The organism is Paraburkholderia sediminicola (assembly GCF_046026855.1).
GTDB classification, from domain to species: domain Bacteria; phylum Pseudomonadota; class Gammaproteobacteria; order Burkholderiales; family Burkholderiaceae; genus Paraburkholderia; species Paraburkholderia sediminicola_A.
Genome location: NZ_JAQQET010000022.1, coordinates 125,111 through 141,741 on the forward strand (window position 1 = coordinate 125,111; position 16,631 = coordinate 141,741).

17 protein-coding genes are annotated in these 16,631 nt (G+C 60.2%); 4 read left to right on the forward strand and 13 right to left on the reverse strand.

Features of this window, described 5'->3' with window-relative positions:
* Positions 1-5: 5 nt before the first annotated feature.
* Positions 6-1,127 carry an aspartate-semialdehyde dehydrogenase gene (gene asd / locus PQR40_RS23920; protein WP_027805102.1) on the reverse strand — a complete coding sequence of 374 codons (1,122 nt, stop codon included), beginning with the start codon at positions 1,125-1,127 and terminating at the stop codon, positions 6-8.
* A gap of 63 nt (positions 1,128-1,190) precedes the next feature.
* Between asd and PQR40_RS23925 the strand changes: the two genes are divergently transcribed.
* The gene (locus PQR40_RS23925) at positions 1,191-1,475 is read left to right on the forward strand and encodes a hypothetical protein (protein WP_408340106.1); all 285 of its coding nucleotides are present in this window, start codon (positions 1,191-1,193) and stop codon (positions 1,473-1,475) included.
* Positions 1,476-1,496: 21 nt separating this feature from the next.
* On the opposite strand, the gene leuB is transcribed toward PQR40_RS23925, so the two are convergent.
* From leuB to PQR40_RS23950, 5 genes are all read right to left on the reverse strand, one after another.
* Complete coding sequence (leuB, locus tag PQR40_RS23930) at positions 1,497-2,564, reverse strand: 3-isopropylmalate dehydrogenase (protein WP_408231131.1); 1,068 nt, start codon at positions 2,562-2,564, stop codon at positions 1,497-1,499.
* Positions 2,565-2,642: 78 nt separating this feature from the next.
* A complete protein-coding gene (gene leuD / locus PQR40_RS23935) occupies positions 2,643-3,296 on the reverse strand; it encodes a 3-isopropylmalate dehydratase small subunit (RefSeq protein ID WP_408231134.1) in 654 nt (217 codons plus the stop codon).
* 86 nt (positions 3,297-3,382) lie between these two features.
* Entirely contained in the window at positions 3,383-3,541 is a 159-nt protein-coding gene (locus PQR40_RS23940) for an entericidin A/B family lipoprotein (RefSeq protein ID WP_028196115.1), read from the reverse strand.
* Between the two features lie 5 nt (positions 3,542-3,546).
* On the reverse strand, positions 3,547-4,956 hold the full coding sequence (leuC, locus tag PQR40_RS23945; RefSeq protein WP_408231137.1) for a 3-isopropylmalate dehydratase large subunit: 1,410 nt from the start codon (positions 4,954-4,956) through the stop codon (positions 3,547-3,549).
* Between the two features lie 250 nt (positions 4,957-5,206).
* Positions 5,207-6,457, reverse strand: coding sequence for a DUF1479 domain-containing protein (locus PQR40_RS23950; RefSeq protein ID WP_408340104.1), 1,251 nt, complete (start codon positions 6,455-6,457; stop codon positions 5,207-5,209).
* Between the two features lie 146 nt (positions 6,458-6,603).
* Between PQR40_RS23950 and PQR40_RS23955 the strand changes: the two genes are divergently transcribed.
* Positions 6,604-7,680, forward strand: a complete 1,077-nt coding sequence (locus PQR40_RS23955; protein WP_408509981.1) for a helix-turn-helix domain-containing protein — start codon at positions 6,604-6,606, stop codon at positions 7,678-7,680.
* A 96-nt stretch (positions 7,681-7,776) separates the two neighbouring features.
* Here the strand turns inward: PQR40_RS23955 and gltA are convergent, their stop codons facing one another.
* The 7 genes from gltA to PQR40_RS23990 all read right to left on the reverse strand — a co-directional run bounded on the left by gltA (position 7,777) and on the right by PQR40_RS23990 (position 13,779).
* On the reverse strand, positions 7,777-9,078 hold the full coding sequence (gene gltA, locus PQR40_RS23960; RefSeq protein ID WP_325045389.1) for a citrate synthase: 1,302 nt from the start codon (positions 9,076-9,078) through the stop codon (positions 7,777-7,779).
* Positions 9,079-9,161: 83 nt separating this feature from the next.
* Positions 9,162-9,437, reverse strand: a complete 276-nt coding sequence (locus PQR40_RS23965; RefSeq protein WP_408340100.1) for an FAD assembly factor SdhE — start codon at positions 9,435-9,437, stop codon at positions 9,162-9,164.
* An 85-nt stretch (positions 9,438-9,522) separates the two neighbouring features.
* Entirely contained in the window at positions 9,523-10,227 is a 705-nt protein-coding gene (locus PQR40_RS23970) for a succinate dehydrogenase iron-sulfur subunit (protein ID WP_007178777.1), read from the reverse strand.
* A gap of 24 nt (positions 10,228-10,251) precedes the next feature.
* The gene (sdhA, locus tag PQR40_RS23975) at positions 10,252-12,027 is read right to left on the reverse strand and encodes a succinate dehydrogenase flavoprotein subunit (RefSeq protein WP_408231149.1); all 1,776 of its coding nucleotides are present in this window, start codon (positions 12,025-12,027) and stop codon (positions 10,252-10,254) included.
* A gap of 4 nt (positions 12,028-12,031) precedes the next feature.
* The gene (gene sdhD / locus PQR40_RS23980; RefSeq protein ID WP_063498406.1) at positions 12,032-12,400 is read right to left on the reverse strand and encodes a succinate dehydrogenase, hydrophobic membrane anchor protein; all 369 of its coding nucleotides are present in this window, start codon (positions 12,398-12,400) and stop codon (positions 12,032-12,034) included.
* 4 nt (positions 12,401-12,404) lie between these two features.
* Positions 12,405-12,821, reverse strand: coding sequence for a succinate dehydrogenase, cytochrome b556 subunit (gene sdhC / locus PQR40_RS23985; RefSeq protein ID WP_408231153.1), 417 nt, complete (start codon positions 12,819-12,821; stop codon positions 12,405-12,407).
* 157 nt (positions 12,822-12,978) lie between these two features.
* Positions 12,979-13,779 carry a GntR family transcriptional regulator gene (locus PQR40_RS23990; RefSeq protein ID WP_408231156.1) on the reverse strand — a complete coding sequence of 267 codons (801 nt, stop codon included), beginning with the start codon at positions 13,777-13,779 and terminating at the stop codon, positions 12,979-12,981.
* Between the two features lie 507 nt (positions 13,780-14,286).
* Here PQR40_RS23990 and PQR40_RS23995 point away from each other — a divergent pair.
* Together PQR40_RS23995 and PQR40_RS24000 are read left to right on the forward strand one after the other, a co-directional pair.
* Positions 14,287-15,270 carry a malate dehydrogenase gene (locus tag PQR40_RS23995; RefSeq protein WP_074289036.1) on the forward strand — a complete coding sequence of 328 codons (984 nt, stop codon included), beginning with the start codon at positions 14,287-14,289 and terminating at the stop codon, positions 15,268-15,270.
* A gap of 106 nt (positions 15,271-15,376) precedes the next feature.
* On the forward strand, positions 15,377-16,393 hold the full coding sequence (locus PQR40_RS24000; protein ID WP_408340098.1) for an HpcH/HpaI aldolase/citrate lyase family protein: 1,017 nt from the start codon (positions 15,377-15,379) through the stop codon (positions 16,391-16,393).
* Positions 16,394-16,631 lie beyond the last annotated feature (238 nt).

The following is a 16,631-nucleotide window of genomic DNA, read 5'->3' on the forward strand; positions in this document are numbered from 1 at the left end:
TTACTTTACTTGTCGAGCACAATGCGAAGCATGCGACGCAGCGGTTCTGCCGCGCCCCACAGCAACTGATCGCCAACCGTGAAGGCCGACAGATATTCGCCGCCCATCGCCAGCTTGCGCACACGGCCGACCGGCACGGTCAACGTGCCCGTCACCACTGCCGGGGACAGATCGCGCATGGACGCTTCGCGTTCGTTCGGCACAACCTTGACCCAGTCGTTGCCCGACGCGAGGATGCTGTTCACTTCGTCCAGCGGCACGTCCTTGTTCAGCTTGATGGTCAGCGCCTGCGAGTGGCAGCGCATTGCGCCGATCCGCACGCACAGACCATCTACGGGGATCGAGCCCGGCGTGCCCATGGCCGGCTTGCCGAGAATCTTGTTGGTTTCCGCGCCGCCCTTCCACTCTTCCTTCGACATGCCGTTGCCGAGGTCCTTGTCGATCCACGGAATCAGTGAGCCGGCGAGCGGCACGCCAAAATTGTCGGTCGGCATACGGTCGCTGTTCATTGCGCTCAGCACGCGGCGGTCGATGTCGAGAATCGCCGACGACGGATCAGCCAGGTCTTCCTTGGCCGCGCCGTACAGCGTGCCCATTTGCTGCAGCAGTTCGCGCATGTTCTGCGCACCCGCGCCCGAAGCCGCCTGATACGTCATGGCCGTCATCCAGTCGACGAGGTTTTCGCGGAACAGGCCGCCCAGCGCCATCAGCATCAGGCTGACCGTGCAGTTGCCGCCGATGAAATTCTTCTGGCCCTTGACCAGCGCGTTCTTGATCACGTCGAGGTTGACCGGATCGAGAATGATGACCGCGTCATCTTTCATGCGCAGAGACGAAGCCGCGTCGATCCAGTAACCATTCCAGCCCGCTGCGCGCAGCTTCGGGAACACTTCATTCGTGTAATCGCCGCCCTGGCACGAGATGATCGCTTCGCACTTCTTCAGGTCTTCGATGCTTGTCGCATCTTTGAGCTTGGTCTCGTTTTTGGCGAACGACGGCGCGTTACCGCCCGCGTTGCTGGTGCTGAAAAACACCGGTTCGATCAAGTCGAAATCGCCTTCCTGCTGCATGCGTTGCATCAGGACGCTGCCGACCATACCGCGCCAACCTACGAGACCTACGTTCATGACTTCATACCCTTCGAATGGAAACTTCCCCGCATCTTTGCCCGCAGTGACCGCGCGGGGAAGATGAGCGGGCACGACGGACGATCAGCGTTTCGTGATCGTTTTCGGGGTAATCGTTTTAATGAGCGCTTTGATGGTAATGGCGAGCTCAACCACACGGGCCGTTTTGCCGTGGAGTTTCGAAATCGAGGAGATTTGAGCTATGTGCGCCATCGCTACAATATACACGAAAACCGGAATCCGGCGACCTCATCAGCCGCCGCTATCGCCCGTATTACGCGCGAATCGGCCTGTTTCGAGGCCAATTCGCGTTTTAAAGGCCGCTTTGACGACTGTTTAGCGACCTAACTCCACTTGCTTCAATGCGCCTTACAGCGCGGCGACGACCGCGTCACCCATCACTACGGTGCCGACCTGCTTGCAACCCGGCGTCAGGATGTCGCCCGTGCGGAAGCCTTGTTCCAGCACCTTCTTTACCGCGTTTTCGATACGATCCGCCTGTTCCGCCTTGTTCAGCGAATAGCGCAGCATCATCGCGGCCGACAGGATCGTTGCCAGCGGATTCGCCACACCCTTGCCGGCGATATCCGGTGCCGAACCGTGCGACGGCTCGTACAAGCCCTTATTGTTCTTGTCGAGCGAGGCCGACGGCAGCATGCCGATCGAACCCGTCAGCATGGCGGCTTCGTCGGAGAGAATGTCACCGAACATATTGCCGGTCACGACCACGTCAAACGCCTTCGGCGCCTTCACCAACTGCATCGCCGCGTTGTCGACATACATATGCGACAACTCGACGTCCGCATATTCCTTCGACACGTCGATCATCACGTCGCGCCAGAACTGCGACGTTTCGAGCACATTGGCCTTGTCCACGCTCGTCAATTTCTTCTGACGCTTTTGCGCTGCCTGAAACGCGACGTGCGCGATGCGCCGCACTTCGGGTTCCGAATAACGCATCGTGTCGAAGCCTTCTTTCGCGCCTTCGAACAGCCCATCCGGCGAAGAACGCACGCCGCGCGGCGCGCCGAAGTAGATGTCGCCGTTCAGTTCGCGCACGATCAGGATGTCGAGACCCGAAACGATTTCTTCCTTCAACGACGAAGCGCCCGTCAGTTGCGGATAGCAGATCGCAGGACGGAAGTTCGCGAACAGATGCAAGTGCTTGCGCAGACCGAGAATCGCCTGCTCCGGGCGCAGCGCGCGTTCGAGCGAGTCGTACTTCCAGTCGCCGACGGCGCCGAACAGGATCGCATCGGCTTCTTTCGCCAGTGCCAGCGTCGAATCGGGCAGTGGATGGCCCTTCGCTTCGTAGCCTGCGCCGCCAACCGGCGCTTCTTCGAGTTCAAACTTTTCGCCAAGCACGTTCAGGACCTTGATGGCCTCCTTCACGATTTCGGGACCGATGCCGTCGCCCGGCAAGACTGCGATCTTCATGCGAGTTTCCTTGATGATTTTCTTCGAGACTTTTGAGCGCGAATCAGCGAGCCATCGGGCTCTCAGGCTTGCAAGCCCTTACCCGACGATGCGATGAGCCAGCCAAGGCTGCTTCGCGATCCGTTCGGCTTCAAACTGGCGAATCTTGTCCGCGTGACGCAGCGTGAGGCCGATGTCGTCGAAGCCGTTCAGCAGGCAATACTTGCGGAAGCCCGCGACCTCGAACGGATACGCGGCGTCGCCGTCAGTCGTACGCACGACTTGCGCGTCCAGATCGACGGTCAGCTTGAAGCCGTTGAACGCATAGGTTTCGTTGAACAGGTGATCGACCTGCTGTTCGGTCAGCACGATCGGCAGCACGCCGTTCTTGAAGCAGTTGTTGTAGAAAATATCGGCGAAGCTCGGCGCAATGATCGCGCGGAAACCGTATTGCTCCAGCGCCCACGGCGCGTGCTCACGCGAGCTGCCGCAACCGAAGTTCTTGCGCGCCAGCAGCACCGACGCGCCCTGATAACGCGGCTGATTCAGCACGAAATCCGGATTCAGCGGACGCTTCGAATTATCTTGACCCGGCTCGCCGTGGTCGAGGTAACGCCATTCGTCGAACGCGTTCGGACCGAAGCCCGTGCGTTTGATCGACTTCAGGAATTGCTTCGGAATGATCGCGTCCGTGTCGACGTTTTCGCGATCGAGCGGCGCCACGACGCCGGTGTGTACGATGAATTTATCCATGACGCTTGCGCCTGTTTCAAGACCGGGCGATGCGCGTAGCGGCCGGAAAGCCGCTCGCTACATTGCCGGCAAAAATCAAAAATCGCTTATTTGTCAGCGTGATTGCTGATCGAATTGCCGAGGTGCGACATATCCTCGCCGAATCCGTGCACCGTGTTGCAGCCGGCCAAACCCAGCAATAGCCCAGCCAGGGTTCCGAGTGCGAAGCGACGCAATAGAGTGGTGCGATTCATGTTCTTCATCATGCGTGTTATCCAAGCTTGCGAATATCGACAAAATGCCCTTCGATAGCCGCAGCGGCAGCCATCGCGGGGCTCACGAGGTGGGTACGGCCACCGGCGCCCTGACGACCTTCAAAATTACGATTCGACGTGGAGGCGCAACGCTCGCCGGGGTCCAGCCGATCAGCGTTCATCGCGAGACACATCGAGCAACCGGGCTCACGCCATTCGAAACCGGCATCAGTAAAGACCTTGTCGAGGCCTTCGCGTTCCGCTTGCGCCTTCACCAGCCCCGAACCCGGCACCACCATGGCCAGACGGATGTTCGGCGCGACGCGGCGGCCGAGCTTCTTCACAACGTATGCCGCAGCGCGAATGTCTTCAATGCGCGCGTTGGTGCACGAGCCAATGAAGATTTTATCCGGCTTGATGGATTCGATCGGCGCATTCGGTTCGAGCGCCATGTATTTCAACGCCCGCTCCATTGCGTCACGCTTGACCGGGTCTTTTTCGCGTTCCGGATCCGGCACGCGGCCGTCCACGGCGGTGACCATTTCCGGCGAGGTGCCCCACGTGACTTGCGGCACGATTTCCGCGGCGTTCAACTCGACCACGCGATCGAATTGCGCGCCTTCGTCCGACTTGAACTGCTTCCAGTACTCGACCGCATGATCCCACTCGACGCCTGCCGGCGAGAACGGACGGCCCTTCAGGTATTCGATGGTGGTATCGTCCACGGCGACCATACCGGCACGCGCGCCTGCTTCGATCGCCATGTTGCAGACCGTCATACGGCCTTCCATGGACAGCGCGCGAATCGTCGAACCACCGAACTCGATCGCATAGCCCGTGCCGCCTGCCGTGCCGATCTTGCCGATGATCGCGAGCACGATGTCTTTCGCGGTACAGCCGCGCGGCAACGGGCCCTCAACCTTCACCAGCATGTTCTTGCTCTTCTTCTGCAAGAGCGTTTGCGTGGCCAGCACGTGCTCGACTTCCGACGTGCCAATGCCGTGCGCCAGCGCGCCGAACGCACCGTGCGTGGACGTGTGCGAGTCGCCGCAGACAATGGTCATGCCCGGCAGCGTAGCGCCCTGTTCCGGCCCGATGATGTGCACGATGCCCTGGCGCAGATCGTTCATCTTGAACTGCGTGATGCCGTAGGCGTCGCAGTTCGTGTCGAGCGTATCGACTTGCAGCTTGGAGATCGGATCGGCGATGCCGTGACTGCGATCCGTGGTGGGGACGTTGTGGTCCGACACCGCCAGATTCGCGCTGATACGCCACACCGGACGCTCAGCCAGCTTCAGCCCCTCAAACGCCTGAGGGCTGGTGACTTCGTGCAGCAGGTGACGGTCGATATAGAGAATCGTCGTACCGTCTTCTTCCGTGTGGACCACGTGTGTGTTCCACAATTTATCGTAGAGAGTCTGTGCCATGGTATGCGGAGTAGTAATGACTGCGGGCTGACTGTGTCGGTCGATTATGCCACGCAGAACCCCGCTTTGGGCCCCTCAATCATGGAAAAAACCGATAAAAAACAGGGAGTTGGGTGGTAGTGACGATACCTGTATGAGCGTTACCCGGCAACGGATTGCGTGGCGTGTGCGATGCAACGCCACGCGTGCTCAGGGGTTAGCGCGGCGTGGCGCTTCATGTGACGGCAGGCACGGCCATGCGCACCCAGGCTCAGCGTTCGAGATCGAACCCCAACTGCGTGCGCCCCTGCGGCGTCAAATTGCTTTCTTGTGCGCGGCCAATAAAATCCGTTTCGAAGTGATCGGCAGGAAAATCCGGCGGACTCTCGCCTCGCAGGAAGCTCGGCAGTTGGCGCTTCAGATACGCCTCGTTTTTCGCGCACCACGGCGCCGATGAGATGTACATCACGTTGCTGTAGCCACTGCCTTTATGCGCGTCTTCCACGGAGTGCACGACGTCGCTGTGCCAGAACACGGCGTCGCCCGCTTGCATGTGCGGGATCGGGGTGACTGCGTCGAGCAGCAGGCTGTGCCATTCAGGTTTGATCGACAGCGCACGCGCCGGCTGTGCGCCGCAGAGTTCGTCGTCGGGAACGTCGTCCTGCAAGGCGCGCAGAATCACGTAGGCCATGGCGTTGGCGATTGGGATCAATTGCAGCGTTCCGTCTCCCGGTCCTTGCGGCGTCAGCGCAGTCCAGCCCTGGAAGGTGCGGAACATCGAACATACGGCGGGCGACGGGATCTCCTGCACATCCGGGCGGAAGGCCGCATCGAACGGATCGTACGCGCGCCAGTTGCCCGACAGCACGTGCCGGTACACCTGCTGGAAATTCGGATCGAGCCAGCGCTCCACCGAGCCGCCGTCGACGTGCGGCGACAAACCCAGCGATTCCGAGCCGGGCGGCCGGCGGCGGATACGATCCGCGTAGACGGGCACGCGCGCTGGATCGAAGTGCTGCTTCCCTTCGCTCTCCGACGTCCACAAACGGTTGAGGAACACGCGCGTGTTCGTCAACTGCTCGGACTGCCGCGCCGCCGTTTGCGGTTTCGACCAGTAGACGCCATAGATCTGCGGCTTGCTCGATGAAAGATTGCCGAAATATTTGTCCTCTGCGCGGTGCGCGAGCTTATCGTCCAGGCTATTGCGCTCGACGTATTGCGCGATTTCATCGTTCCAGTCGCTGGCTTGCTGGCGGGGGAAAACCCCTCGCACCACGCATGCGCCGCGCGTCTTGATCCGGGCGATCGTAGCTGGGCCGATGTCGCCGGAAATGATCTCCGAGTAGTCGAACACGGGAATGGCTTCGCGCCCGTCTTCGCGGTCTCGGCGGATGGCGTCGACCTGCTGCCGGATCGCGCCTTCGACTTCACTGAATACCTGCGCATAGTTCGGCAACTCGGCGCGCAGCGCGCGCTTCGTGGTGCGGATCGCCTCCGGAAGATTGTCGATCACGAGCGGCATGGCTTGTCTCCTTGTATCGGTTTTGTGTGGGGCTACAGTGCCTCCAGATTAGGGAGCTTTGGCGTTCACCACACATCCTTTTCGGCCAATTATCGATACAATTCTGACATTCGCCGCTTTTCCTTCCCGCGGCCGGGTTGCGTAACGTGAAACCCCAATACGAACGCGTCACCATCCCCGACGGCTGCTCGATCCGCGTCTACCATCGGCAGCTCGCGCAGATCCCGTTCGAATGGCATCACCACCCTGAATATGAACTCACGCTGACGATGAATAGCTGCGGCCGGCGCTTCGTCGGTGACCATATCGCCGATTACAGCGGCGACGATCTCGTGCTGGTGCCACCGGATATGCCGCACACGTGGGCGTCGACGGAGCCGATCGACGCGGGCAAGCCGCAGGTGGCGATCGTGGTGTGGTTCAGCGGCGATTGGGCACGGCGGATGGCCGATTGCTGTCCGGAGTTTGCTTCGTTGCGGACGTTGATGAGGCGCGGTGCGCCGGGGCTGCGGTTTGCGCCGGAAGCCGTAGCGTTGATGCGCGGACAGATTGATGCTCTGCTGGATACGTCGCCGCGGGTGCGGCTTGGCGCGGTGTTGGAGGTGCTCGCATGTCTCTCTGAGGCGGAATCCGAGCCACTGGCGTCGCCGGCTGCACACGGGTTGGGCGCGCGACAAGGACGCGCTCGCGACTCGCAGACGATGCGAGCGATGCCACAGGCGCAAGGCGCGCAGACGGCCGCCTTAGCACCCGCTGTCACGCCGGGCGGCAGTGCATCGGAAGCGGAGCGGCTGAATCGCGTACTCAATCTGCTTGATCGGCGTTTCCACGAACCGCTGCGCGTGGCTGAGCTATGCGAGGTGGCCAACCTCTCGGAGCGCTCGCTGCACCGTTACTTCGTGCGACATGTAGGTGAAAGCGTCGGACGCTATCTGAACCGGCTACGCATCGGCTATGCGACACGGCAGTTGACCGATACAGGCTGGCCGATCGCGCTGATCGCGACGAAAGCCGGCTTTCCAAATCTCGCCAATTTCAATCGACAGTTCCTGTCGGCGCGCGGCTTGACGCCGAGCGCGTATCGGCGTTTTTTCGAAACGCACGGGCAGGCACCGAAGGACGTCGCCACCACGCCAGCCAACCTCGAAATACGGCCACCTTCGCTCGAACGAATCCGGCGACGTCAGGCACGTACGCCCCAAAACAAAACGCCCCAACGGTGAACCCGTTGGGGCGTTTTTCATCAGCCAGATCCTGCGTTGGATTTTGCGTTGATTCGCAGCAAACGAACCACTACAAACTACGCAGGCTCAACCCGATCAACGTTGCGCAATCGGCTTCGCTTCACGTTGCGTATCGCCGATGAACAACTGACGCGGACGGCCAATCTTCTGTTCCGGATCGGCGATCATTTCGTTCCACTGTGCAATCCAGCCCACCGTACGCGCCATCGCGAAGATACACGTGAACATCGACGTCGGAATGCCCAGCGCGCGCTGAACGATACCCGAGTAGAAGTCGACGTTCGGGTACAGCTTGCGCGACACGAAGTATTCGTCTTCCAGCGCGATCTTTTCCAGTGCCATGGCCAGCTTGAACAGCGGGTCGTCGTGCAGGCCCAGCTCTTCCAGCACCTCGTGGCAGGTTTCGCGCATCAGCTTCGCACGCGGATCGTAGTTCTTGTAGACGCGGTGACCGAAGCCCATCAGCTTCACGCCCGAGTTCTTGTCCTTCACCTGCTTGATGAACTCAGGAATGTTGTCGACCGAGCCGATTTCTTCCAGCATGTTCAGTGCGGCTTCGTTCGCACCACCATGCGCCGGGCCCCACAGGCAAGCGATACCGGCCGCGATACATGCGAACGGGTTGGCGCCCGACGAACCCGCCAGACGAACCGTCGACGTCGACGCATTCTGTTCGTGGTCAGCGTGCAGGATCAGGATACGGTCGAGCGCGCGCACCAGCACGTCGTTGACCTTGTACTCTTCGCACGGGTTCGAGAACATCATGTGCATGAAGTTCGCGCTATACGACAGGTCGTTCTTCGGGTACGCAAACGGCTGGCCGATGCTGTACTTGTACGCCATCGCAACCAGCGTCGGCAGCTTCGCGATCATGCGAATAGCCGACACGTCGCGGTGACGCGGGTTATTGATGTCGAGCGAGTCGTGATAGAACGCCGACAGTGCGCCAACTGCCGCGACCAGGATCGCCATTGGGTGTGCGTCACGGCGGAAGCCACGGAAGAAGAAGTGCATCTGCTCGTGCACCATCGTGTGCTTCGTGACGGTGTCGACGAATTCCTTCTCCTGCGCTGCGTTCGGCAGTTCGCCCTTCAACAGCAGGTAGCAGGTTTCGAGGAAGTCGGCGTTTTCCGCGAGATTGTCGATCGGGTAGCCGCGGTACAGCAGCTCGCCCTTGTCGCCGTCAATGTAGGTGATTGCCGAATTGCACGCCGCCGTCGACATGAAGCCCGGATCGTACGTGAACTTGCCGGTCTGGCCGTACAGTTTGCGGATGTCGATCACGTCCGGGCCGAGAGTGCCCTTGTAAATCGGCATTTCAACGCTCGGCGAATTGTCGCTGAACGATAGCGTGGCTTTAACATCTGACGGGGTCATAGCACATCCTCAATCGAAGTATGGAAACAGGGTTTCGATAATTTGCACGCCTGGGAACAACGGACAAGCGGCGCTCAAGACGCTCAAGCGTTGCGCAGCAGCTCCAGCACCCGGATCACATCCGGGTCGGCAAGGTCGCCTTCCGGTTCCTTGCGGACCAGCAGCAAGTCCATCAGGTCGTTATCGCTCAGCTCGAGCAGGCGCGTAAGAGCGCCTACATCGGCATCGCTGAGGTCATGCTCATATCGGCTGAAAAAACGTTCAAAGATCAGATCGTTTTCCAGCAAGCCCCGCCGCGCACGCCAGCGAAGGCGCGCGCGGCGGAGAGGGTCAGACTGATGCGATGTTTCGTTGTTCATGTCAGTACGCGCCGGGCCGCCCCCAAGCGTACTGACCGCCCCCTTTGGGGGCCGCGAACGATAGGGAACGTGGGGGTTGTTCATATCAAACAGCGCGGCGAACCATCAATTCCTTGATCTTGCCAATCGCCTTGGTCGGGTTCAGGCCCTTCGGGCAAACGTCGACGCAATTCATGATCGTATGGCAACGGAACAGACGGTACGGATCTTCCAGGTTGTCGAGGCGTTCACCCGTCGCTTCATCACGGCTGTCCGCGATGAAACGATAGGCTTGCAACAGGCCAGCCGGGCCGACGAACTTGTCCGGATTCCACCAGAAGCTCGGGCACGAGGTCGAGCAGCTGGCGCACAGAATACATTCGTACAGGCCGTCGAGCTCGTCGCGTTCTTCCGGCGACTGCAGACGTTCCTTTTCCGGCGGCGGCGTATCGTTGATCAGGTACGGCTTGATCGAATGATACTGGTTGAAGAACTGCGTGAAGTCGCAGATCAGGTCACGCACGACGGGCAGGCCCGGCAGCGGACGCAGCACGATCTTTTGCGGCAGGTCGTTCATGTTCTGCAAGCAGGCCAGACCGTTCTTGCCGTTGATGTTCATCGCATCCGAACCGCACACGCCTTCGCGGCACGAACGGCGGAACGACAAGGTTTCGTCGACCGCTTTCAGCTTGAGCAGCGCGTCGAGCAGCATGCGTTCGTGCGAGTCGATTTCGATCTCGTACGTTTGCATGCGCGGCGCTGCATCCTTATCCGGGTCGTAGCGGTAAATTTCAAATGTACGCTTAGCCATTTCTGAATTCCTTTGACTTGTGCCTTAGAAGGTTCGCGCTTTCGGCGGTACCGATTCGACGGTCAGCGGTTGCATGTGAACCGGCTTGTAGTCGAGGCGATCGCCTTCGCTAAACCACAGCGTATGGCGCAGCCAGTTTTCGTCGTCGCGATGTTCGAAGTCGTTTTGCGCATGCGCGCCGCGGCTTTCCTTGCGTGCTTCGGCGGAAACCATCGTGGCGCGTGCCACTTCGATCAGGTTCTCCACTTCCAACGCTTCAACACGTGCCGTGTTGAACACCTTCGACTTGTCTTTCAGGTAGATGTTGTCGACACGGTCAGCCACTTCGCGAATTCGCTCCACGCCTTCGGCCAGCAGCTTCGACGTGCGGAACACACCGGCATGCGCCTGCATCGTAGAACGGATCTCGCCCGCAACGGTTTGCGAGTATTCGCCCGACGTGGATTTGTCCAGCTTGTTCAGACGCGACAGTGAGAAATCGGCAGCGTCGGCGGGCAGCGGCTTGTGCTCCTTGATGTCCCGCACGTGCTTGACGATGTGGTTACCGGCCGCACGGCCGAACACCACCAGGTCGAGCAGCGAGTTCGTGCCGAGACGGTTTGCGCCGTGCACCGACACGCACGAGCATTCGCCCACTGCGTAGAAACCGTTGACGACTTCTTCGTGACCCTTCGACGTGCCAACGACCTGGCCGTTGATGTTCGTCGGGATACCACCCATTTGATAGTGGATGGTCGGCACAACCGGAATCGGTTCTTTAATGCAATCGACGTTCGCGAACTTCATGGCGATTTCGCGGATCGACGGCAGACGCTTCAGGATTGTCTCGGCGCCGATGTGCGACAGGTCGAGCAGCACGTGGTCCTTGTTCGGACCCACGCCGCGGCCTTCCTTGATTTCCTGGTCCATCGAACGCGAAACGAAGTCTCGCGGCGCCAGATCCTTCAGCGTCGGCGCGTAGCGTTCCATGAAACGCTCTCCGTTCGAGTTACGCAGAATACCGCCTTCACCGCGCACGCCTTCGGTAATCAGCACGCCCGCGCCGGCCACGCCGGTGGGGTGGAATTGCCAGAATTCCATGTCTTGCAGTGCGATGCCCGAACGCGCCGCCATGCCGAGGCCGTCACCCGTATTGATGAAGGCATTCGTGGAGGCCGCGAAGATCCGGCCTGCGCCGCCCGTAGCGAACAGCGTGGTCTTGCCTTCGAGGATATAAACGTCGCCGGTTTCCATTTCCAGCGCGGTCACGCCGAGCACGTCGCCGTCAGCGTCGCGGATCAGATCCAGCGCCATCCATTCGACAAAGAACTGCGTCTTCGCTTCAACGTTTTGCTGGTACAGCGTGTGCAGCAGTGCGTGACCGGTACGGTCAGCGGCCGCGCAGGCGCGTTGCACCGGCTTTTCGCCGTAGTTGGCGGTGTGACCGCCGAACGGGCGTTGGTAAATCGTACCGTCCGCATTGCGGTCGAACGGCATGCCCATGTGTTCGAGTTCGTAGACGGCGTTCGGTGCTTCGCGGCACATGAACTCGATCGCGTCCTGGTCGCCGAGCCAGTCGGAACCCTTGATCGTGTCGTAGAAGTGGTAGTGCCAATTGTCTTCGCTCATGTTGCCGAGCGATGCGCCGATGCCGCCTTGGGCAGCGACCGTGTGCGAACGCGTCGGAAACACCTTGGACAGCACGCAAACCGACAGACCGGCGCGCGCGAGTTGCAGCGAAGCGCGCATCCCCGAGCCGCCTGCGCCGACGATAACCACGTCAAATTTGCGACGCGGCAGAGAATTCTTGATTGCAGCCATTCTTTTACACTCTCCAGAGAATCTGCGCGGCGTAGCCCGCACATGCGAGCAGCCAGACGATCGTCAGCGCTTGAAGAAACAGGCGCATGCCAACGGGCTTCACATAGTCCATCCAGATGTCACGGATACCAACCCACGCGTGATAGAACAGCGACAGCAGCGTGACAAACGTGGCGAGCTTCATCCATTGCGTTGCAAAGATCGACGCCCAACCGTCATACGAGAAATCGCGCGCGCCGAAAAACCACGCGAGCAGGATCACCGTGTAGACCGCCATGATGCAGGCGGTAATGCGCTGGGCGAGCCAGTCGCGCAGACCGTAATGTGCGCCGACAACGAGACGCTTCGGACCGATTCGGTTATTAGCTGCCATTTTTTTAGAATGCTCCGAAGAGTTTGAGCGCAAAAGCAATCGTCAGAAGCGACGAAACGACCAGCACCACGATGGAGGTTTGCTTGCCCTTCTCTTTAGTCGTGAGGCCGTGGCTTGTGTCCATGAACAGGTGACGCACGCCAGCACAGAAGTGGAACAGGAAGGCCCACGCGAGAACGAGCGTGATGAGCTTGACGACGATGTTGGAGAGGAAACCCTTGAAGACTTCAAAACTGAGTTCGGAAGTCAGGCTCTGATCGAAGAGGTACAGCAGGAACGGAAGAAAAACAAAAAGCAGCAACCCGCTTACGCGGTGCAAGATCGACACTCGCCCCGCTAGCGGGAGACGGTATGCCGTCAAAATCTGCCCGATACCGATGTTCCGGAATTCCGGCCTCGGTTTTTTTACGGCTTCAGCCATGCTAGACCCCTACTATGTAGTCACACTAATCCGCAATTTTAGCGCCTTTTTATATCGCGCTGCAGCGAAAACCACTACAGGTCCGTTACAGCGTGCGCAATAAAGGCACCGTCAAACAGGCGCGCGTGTGGGACGCGGCGCCTTTTTTCGTCCCGATTCAGCTCAGATCGTTCTGATAGTAATACCCGGTTGTGACATACCAACCACGGCGCACCTCAACCGGCCGGTCACCATATGTATAGGACACGCGCTCGACCGAAAGCAGCGGAAAACCCGCCGGCACATGAAGCAGATCGGCAACCGAAGGATCAGCCGCGACCGCCCGGATCTTCTCCGTTGCGCGGATCATGCGTGTGCCGAATTCCGTCTCGAACATCGCGTAAAGGGGACCTTTATACTCCGACAGCCGCTCGAGCGTGAGCCCGCGAAACACTGCGCCGGGCAACCAGATTTCGTCGAGTACGGTGACTTCGCCGTCGAACTGCAACAAGCGCTTGATCAGCACCACCGGATCGGCGGGTTTCAGATCGAGTTGCCGGGCGATATCCGCCGAAGCGCGCAAGCGCCGGCATTCAAGCAGGCGGCTGACGTGCGGGTGTTCCGCGCCGTCATCGGCCAGTAATCTGAGGAAGCGAAACTGGGCACGATCTTCATTGTGCGTTGCAACAAAAGTACCCTTGCCCTGGCGGCGCACCAGCAGGTTGTCGGCAGCAAGCTCGTCGATCGCTTTGCGCACTGTTCCCTGACTGACCTTGAATCTGGCCGCCAATTCGACTTCACTAGGAATGATCTCGCCAGGTTTCCATTCGCCGCTTTCGAGGCTCTGCGTAATCAAGCCCTTGATCTGCTGATACAAGGGGCTGAAAGTGGGCGACGTAGCAGGCGTGGCAGCGGATACACCCTCGCCCGTAGCCCCATGGCCGTTCGGATTCGTGATGTTCGCCGGGTTCGAAGTCATCCGCGCATTTCATCATAAAGGGCCGGGCCGCGTCTAGGGTTTTCCCCGCAACAGATATGTCTTATATAAGACATAAGATAATGTTGACTTTGTGTCTGACGACTCCTACACTCCGTGTCGAGCAAGGGTTTGCGGGTTTTTCGGCGACTGTTTTGCACTATGCAATGCAGCGCCGCAGTGCACCGGCAGCCACTCTGCACCATGCTGTTCCCATGCAGTCCAGGTTTCGATTCGCCGCCATTCGTTGGTCAGACGCTTGCCGAAACGCGCTGTTTGCAGGAGCCCGCACCGTGCAGCGGCTACCCGGCGCCAACATGCCTCGCTTCCCGCTCCTCAGCAGCACAGGTTCCGGCATGGCGGTCTTGCCGCAGCGCGCCGCACAGCCTCGGCAAATTACGAGGCCGTACGCGAACAGTGAATTCCGCCGTGTTTCACAACGCTTCGCTGAACGCGCATATAGAATGGCGTTTTCCCTAGCGTCTAACGCATCGTCCTGGAGATTTCTCAATGGCTAAGCCCGCAAAGCGCGTTGCCGTCACCGGCGCCGCAGGTCAAATTGCTTACTCCCTGCTGTTCCGCATCGCCAATGGCGACCTGCTCGGCAAGGATCAGCCGGTTATCCTGCAACTGCTCGACCTGCCGCAAGCGCAAGGCGCCGTCAAAGGCGTCGTGATGGAACTGGATGATTGCGCATTCCCGCTGCTGTCGGGCGTCGTGATCACTGACGACCCGAAGGTCGCATTCAAGGATGCAGACGTGGCCCTGCTGGTCGGCGCACGTCCGCGTTCGAAAGGCATGGAGCGTAAAGACCTGCTGTCGGCAAACGCCGAAATCTTCACGGTTCAGGGCAAGGCGCTGAACGAAGTCGCCAGCCGCGACGTGAAGGTGCTGGTGGTCGGCAACCCGGCCAACACGAATGCTTACATCGCGATGAAGTCAGCACCGGATCTGCCGAAGAAGAATTTCACCGCCATGCTGCGTCTGGACCACAACCGCGCGCTGTCGCAACTGGCCGCCAAGTCGGGCAAGCCGGTCGCTTCGATCGAAAAACTGGCTGTGTGGGGCAACCACTCGCCGACCATGTACCCGGACTTCCGCGTTGCAACGGCAGAAGGTCAAGACCTGACCAAGCTGATCAACGACGAAGAATGGAACCGCAACACGTTCATCCCGACCGTCGGCAAGCGGGGCGCCGCGATCATCGAAGCGCGCGGCCTGTCGTCGGCAGCGTCGGCAGCTAACGCTGCGATCGACCACGTGCGTGACTGGGTGCTCGGCACGAACGGCAAGTGGGTCACGATGGGTATCCCGTCGGACGGTTCGTACGGCATTCCGGAAGACATCATCTACGGTGTGCCGGTTACGTGCGAAAACGGCGAGTACAAGCGCGTTGAAGGTCTGGCAATCGACGCGTTCTCGCGCGAAAAGATGGACGGCACGCTGAACGAGCTGCTCGAAGAGCGCGAAGGCGTTCAGCACCTGCTCGGCTAAGCGCTTGATGCAGACGAACCGGAACTCCGTAGCTTTATCGCGGCGGGTTCCGGTTTTTTTTGCGAATCAGATTCCCTAACGACCACCCACATCCCTGACGCCGAAGATGCGCGCCCTCACACCCGCCGAAGTGCTGTTTGACGGCGAAGTGCCGCCCGCTATGCTGCCTGCCTGCGATCACTACGCCGGCAGCGAGAAGCTGATGCTGAAATCGCTCGCATTGCAGCAGCAACTCGGCCCGGTGTTCGACATCACGCTCGATTGTGAAGACGGTGCGCAGGTCGGCCGCGAAGCCGAACACGCGGAGCTGGTCGCGTCGCTGCTGGGCAGCGAGCATGACCACTTCGGCCGCGTCGGCGTGCGGATCCACGACTTCGACCACCCGCACTGGCGTGACGACGTTCGTCTCATTTTGCGCGCCGCAAAGCGGGTGCCCGCTTACATCACCCTGCCGAAGATCCGCAACGTTCCTGATGCCGCCGAAATGGTCGCGTTCATCGAGGCGACGCGGCGTGAACTCGGCATTACGCAGCCGGTGCCCGTGCAACTGCTGGTCGAAACACATGGCGCGTTGACGCGCGTGTTCGATCTGGCCGCGCTGCCCGGCGTCGAGGCGCTGAGCTTCGGCCTGATGGACTTCGTCTCCGCGCACGACGGCGCGATCCCCGATACCGCCATGCGCTCGCCCGGTCAATTCGATCACCCGCTGGTGCGGCGCGCGAAGCTCGAGATCTCGGCCGCCTGTCACGCGCACGGCAAGGTGCCGTCGCATAACGTCAGCACCGAAGTGCGCGACATGAGCGTGGTTGCGAGCGACGCAGCCCGCGCTCGCAATGAGTTCGGCTACACGCGGATGTGGAGTATCCATCCGGCGCAGATCGAGGCAATCGTCGCCGCGTTTGCACCGCGCGACGAGGAAATCGTCACCGCAACCGAAATTCTGCTGGCTGCGCAGTCCGCTCAATGGGGACCGACGCGCTATCACGACACGCTGCACGACCGTGCGAGCTATCGCTACTACTGGTCGGTGCTGCGTCGCGCGCAATCCACTGGCCGCACCGTCCCGCAAGACGCTGCGCCGCTCTTCACGAAAGTGGGCGCTAACGGGCAAGTCGCATCATGAGCACGATGATCAACGCAGCAGCCCGCATAGCAGCGCTGAACGGCGCTCTCATATGGGCCCGTGCAAGCAAGTCCCAGCATCGCCTGGTGCTGCAGGGAGCAGGCGTCAAATGCACCGTTCAACCTGAAGCAGCGAGCAGGCACAAAGGAGATTGCGGGAGATGAGCGAGACGACGCAAACCGCCGGTGCACAAGGCGAGAACGAACCTAAAGGCGCCTTCAAACCGAAGAAATCCGTT